Source organism: Nostoc sp. CALU 546, assembly GCF_048836525.1.
In genome coordinates this window covers 1-4,924 of the sequence record NZ_JAWJTF010000199.1, presented here as the reverse complement: position 1 = coordinate 4,924, position 4,924 = coordinate 1, and the positions used below count along the sequence as shown (strand labels likewise).

The 4,924-nt window shown below is 44.3% G+C and carries 3 protein-coding genes; 2 read left to right on the top strand and 1 reads right to left on the bottom strand.

Translation table 11 applies throughout. The features are described from left to right. Positions 1 to 442 precede the first annotated feature (442 nt). Both RRG12_RS41375 and RRG12_RS41370 read left to right on the top strand, forming a co-directional pair. Complete coding sequence (locus RRG12_RS41375) at positions 443 to 805, top strand: hypothetical protein (RefSeq protein WP_069071005.1); 363 nt, start codon at positions 443 to 445, stop codon at positions 803 to 805. A 705-nt stretch (positions 806 to 1,510) separates the two neighbouring features. Continuing rightward, a complete protein-coding gene (locus RRG12_RS41370) occupies positions 1,511 to 3,451 on the top strand; it encodes an ABC transporter ATP-binding protein (RefSeq protein WP_420763173.1) in 1,941 nt (646 codons plus the stop codon). A gap of 99 nt (positions 3,452 to 3,550) precedes the next feature. Here RRG12_RS41370 and RRG12_RS41365 read toward each other — a convergent pair whose 3' ends face one another. After that, the gene (locus RRG12_RS41365) at positions 3,551 to 4,744 is read right to left on the bottom strand and encodes a Coenzyme F420 hydrogenase/dehydrogenase, beta subunit C-terminal domain (protein WP_069071007.1); all 1,194 of its coding nucleotides are present in this window, start codon (positions 4,742 to 4,744) and stop codon (positions 3,551 to 3,553) included. Positions 4,745 to 4,924: the final 180 nt, after the last annotated feature.

Here is a 4,924-nt window from a genome sequence, read left to right as displayed (position 1 = left end):
TTTTGACCTAAACTGCCTGAAACAGGCAGTTTAGGTCAAAAACAGGCGACACATTTTTTGCATGAAGTCTTACGGGCTAAAGGGTACAGAGTCAACACCCTAGGCTCTGCCTCTAGTCAGATATTGAGTCAGAGACTCAATGAATGCATTCCCAGTCGGAGACTGGGAACGAGGAAATGCTTATCAAGCTAGGTTTTTAGGACTTGTGTGTACACCGTAGGCTTGCGGGGAGGGGAGACAAAGCATAGCTTGGGCGGGGTGGGGTTCTTTCTTATTTTTGATTTATGCAAGAGGCCTCATCATTGCCTGAGAAATTGCTGAGAATTAACTAAATTTTCTCAAGGGATAAATTCATGAAAATAGTGGTCAAGTTTCAATAAGCTCTCACTCCTTCCTGAGATGCTTTGGATGTTCAGGATAAAACAAAAAAGAGAAGTAGCAAATGAAACTCGCATCCCTACTTACAAGTGTTGCTTTGGTTGGTTTTTTCACAGTTTGGGACGCACCATTAAAAGCGATCAATCCGTTATTAGTGCAGGCCTCAGCAGCCGAAGAATTGTCTGTAGCACAGAAAATAGACTTGCTCACTAAGAATAAAGGTCAGATTGGTAGTGGCGATCAACTGCGTCGTTTCTTTTTTACTGACTTGGAGCCAATCGGTATCCAGCCAGGTGGTGCAGGTCACGTAGTTAACCTTTATAACAAAGCCAATAATGTCACATTTGCTTACTGTTCACACTATGATGTGATTGTTGCCGTGAAAAAAGGTAAGGTGACTAAGTTTGAACCCAGTGAAGTGAAGTAATAGTAAATTTACTTTCTAATTAATATTTTGCTAAAACCAGAGGAGCAATTTGATTACATCTAGGTTGCGATGTTTAACAACAAGCTGGGAACAGCATAAACGTCTGTGGCTGTGCGTTGCGACCTAGCATAAATCTGATTGAATCCTTAACAAATAAAGCATTAAAGTTTTTGCAGAATCAGGTTAAACGGCAAAGGAAAAGAGATGAAATTTTCTTTTTACTTTTGTCTTTTAACCTTTTTTTATTTTTGTTCCTAAAAGTGCTGTATAAGGGACTGGGGATTAGGGATTGGGGACTGGGTGGAAAATTAAACCAATTCGCAATGACGTTTTGTGTTAGGAGTCTGCGTTCGCTTTTAGCGTCTCGTAGAGAGCGTCCGGGGATTTAGCTTAGGTATCAAAACGTGATGCCCTTCAAAAGCTAGGACTTAAACCCCTAAAGTTCGTTAATGACATTGAGATCACAACGGAATGGCACTAAGAAAAGATACAGCCCTTGTTCTGACTGGAACAAGCCTGGAGGCTGGGAATCCATTCTGGGAGGCTCCGCCTCCAGTAGCTTGAATTGAGGCAGAGCCTCTTTTAAATACATTCCCAGCCTCCAGGCTGGGAACGAGACGACACAAGCTTTTGGGTTTTTCTTAGTGCCATTCAGATCACAACGTCTGTCTAGGAATTTTGCTATTATTTGCTACTTTAAAATATATGCAAATAATTGAAATTTCTCCATTCCAAGCATTTCGCCGGAGTGTGGCAACGGTGATGCAGGTAGTTCCAAAGGAGCTACGCTATGTCGCAATATTGACTTTAGTGGCTGGTGCAGGCCCAGCGATCGCCATTTGGCTCAACAAGGTAATCATCGATGAAATAACCCGCTTATTGAGCGCCGGGACAACGCAGAATGCGATCGCCTTGATACTTTCTCAACCGCTGCTACTCTCCAGTATTGCAGGTTCACTGCTGGTAAATTTGGTGAGTGATGCGATCGCTAACATCAATGCTTTTGTATATACTTCCCTACGCGATCGCATTCTCGGCTTCGCCCAAGGACAAGTGATTGAGAAGGTTGCCACTTTTGAAGATATTGCCCTGTTTGAAACACCCGATTTGCTCAATTTGGTGCAGTTGTCCGAAAAGGGAGTGCAAAGACTTCCAGAGCTTTGTCTCAGGCTCGTGACGCTATTAGAGGGAATTTTCATCTTCATTCCAGCCATACTGCTTTCGATGTCCCTTGCTTGGTGGGTACCAATAATTTTATTTAGCTGCGTTACCCCTGTGATGTATGTGCAGATGAAATACCGTAAGCAAGCTTGGAGGATAGAAAAAACCCAAGCAAGTGTTCTTCGGGAAATGAACTTGTATAAAACGGTTTTAACTGGGGAGACATACGCCAAAGAAATACGTTTGTTTAGCTTGCAACCCTTACTGCTAGAACGCTGGCACGGACTTTACCGTACCATTTTTAGAGCAATGGAACAGATCCGCCGTCGGGGGACAACAGCGGTTATTGGCTGGTCTTTATTAAGTGGTTTCGGTTTGGCGTTGCCATATATATACGTAGTCCAGGGAGTGCTAGGTGGAACCCATACATTAGGGGATTTAGCACTTTACACTGGGGTAATTTTGGAAGTGCGTCGGAGTTTGGAGAATCTGATGTCTGGGGGATCAGAGTTATATAATATTGCACTGGCAACAACCCCCATTTTCCAGCTTTTGGAGTTAGAGCCGCAGTTGTCTTGTTCTAATCCAGAGTTGCAATCAAAGTCAGTCACAAAGGCATGGGGAGAAGTCGGGGAATTAGCTGCTAATAATAAGAACTTTGAAAGAAATGGGAATCATCATAAGCAAGCTTTATCGCGTCTGAATACAACTGATTATGAACCATCGCAGACAGGCATTTCTCTCAAAAATCTTTCCTTTACCTATCCCAACAGCGATCGCTCAATCCTGAAAAACATCAATCTGACGATTCACCCCAACGAGATGATTGTATTAGTGGGTGAGAATGGTGCTGGCAAGACGACATTAGCAAAGCTATTATGTCGCCTTTATGATCCTAGCCAAGGTGCGATTATTTGGAATGGGCAGGATTTACGATCGCTCCCCTTAGAAGATTTGCGATCGCGGATTGACGTAGTTATGCAAGATTACGCTCGGTTTCCGACTACTGTGCGGGAAAATGTTGCCTTTGGGAATTTACCTAAAATGCAGGATGATGAGGCAATTAGGGAAGCGATCGCTGAGGCTGGTTTGGCGAGAGTAATTGAGAAGCTAGATCAAGGTTTGGAAACTCTTTTAGGCAAACAGCTAGAAGGCGGTATTGATCTATCAGGAGGACAATGGCAGAGATTAGCGATCGCTCGTGCTTTGTTGCGACTCTCTCCAGCCGAACTCCTCATACTTGATGAGCCAACAGCGAACCTTGATCCGAAAACAGAACATGAGATTTACAATCTTTTGCGTACCCTAGCGAAGGGAAGAATAGCTGTTGTAGTCAGCCATCGCCTCGCCTTAGCAAAATTAGCAGACCGAGTAGTAGTACTAGAACACGGTCAAATTATCGAGGTAGGTACTCATGACGAACTCATGGAACTAGGCGGACAGTATCACTTGATGTTTACTCGTCAAGCTAGTAGTTACAACTAAGTGGGGAGTAAAGAAGGGAATAGGGTACAGGTTACAGGGTACAGATTATTCCCTATTACCTATCACCTGTCACCTCTCCCCTAATCCCAATGCCCCAATTTATTCTGGTAACTTATATTGCTCCACAATACGCTTGGCAAAATCTGGAACGTGCGCCTCTAATTTTTCTGGATGATTTCGCTTCACATACAAATAATTCCGAGTGAAGTGAGAATCAATGGAAAACCGCGCATATTCTAAACCCTTGGGGCCAATCTTTTCGATCACCACACCCATCAGTTTTGCTGCCCACATGGGGAGGGTAACGCCTTTATCGTAAGCAGGAATACTTTGCTGTACAGCTTCTTTCCGGTTGCCTTTAGATGTCACTGGTTGAGTGTCTAACTGGTCTTTCACCAAATCCAGCATTTCCTTGCCAGTGTCATTTCTGACTACAATCCATTGCCAGCCGAAGGGTGCGCCCATATAGCCAACGACTAAATCGGCTAGGGAGTTGACATAATCAAAACAACTCATACAAGATGGGGCAAAAACATCTTTGAGTTTGTTGGTCTTCAAGCCAAAGAAAGGCACTGTTTCAGATGAGCCATCCTCATGTTTGAAGTGAACCCGGAAGTCTTGCATGAATTCATAATGCACGACTGTATCTGGCGATCGGCTGGTGGTTTCTAAGAATTTTTGCAGTCCAGCGCGGTTAACATTGTCTACGCAGGGCGTACCCAAAACATATAGCTTTTCTAAACCAAGTTGTTTTTCTACGGCTCGTAATGCCTGGATTTGGCAACCAACACCAATTACCAACAGTCGCTTCATCCCTGATTTTTCTATCTGTTCCAACACAGAAAGGTTTGGGGAAAGTGTTGGTTTATTTACCCGCGCTGCTAGTATTTCTTCTGGAGTACGAGCGATGACGGGCATGGGTTGAAAACGGTCTTCTTTAGTGTTTTGCACACACACCACACCTTCAACTAAGCCGCGATTCAGCATTTCAATGGCGATGCTGCTAACAATACCCGTCCATTGTGCGCCTTCAATGGGCTGTTGTTTCCGCGCTGCCATCATGTCTTGATGAACACCAAAGTAGAGTTCATCGGGGTTATCGAGATGACGCGATCGCGTGTGTGTTTCTGCTTCAAGTTCGCCTATCTGCTGATTAATAAAAGCACAGGCTTCCTTGACATAATGAATATAGTATGTATCACATAGTCCGCACTCGCTACAGAGTTCTTTTGCAGGGCGGCGGCTGGTAGGTTTTAAGGCTCTGGCTTTTTTGTGAGGAGAAACTGAGGTCATATAAACTTTTTGTTTTATCCAGGAATCGCTTTTATTACAATACCTTCACTAGCTATGAACTTGACGATAGAGATTGAACTGGGGATTGGGGGTTGGGGATTGGGGACTGGGGACTGGGGATTGGGGATTGGGGGACGGGGGTTTGGGTCCTGGGGACTGTGGCGGACTGGTACCGGACGG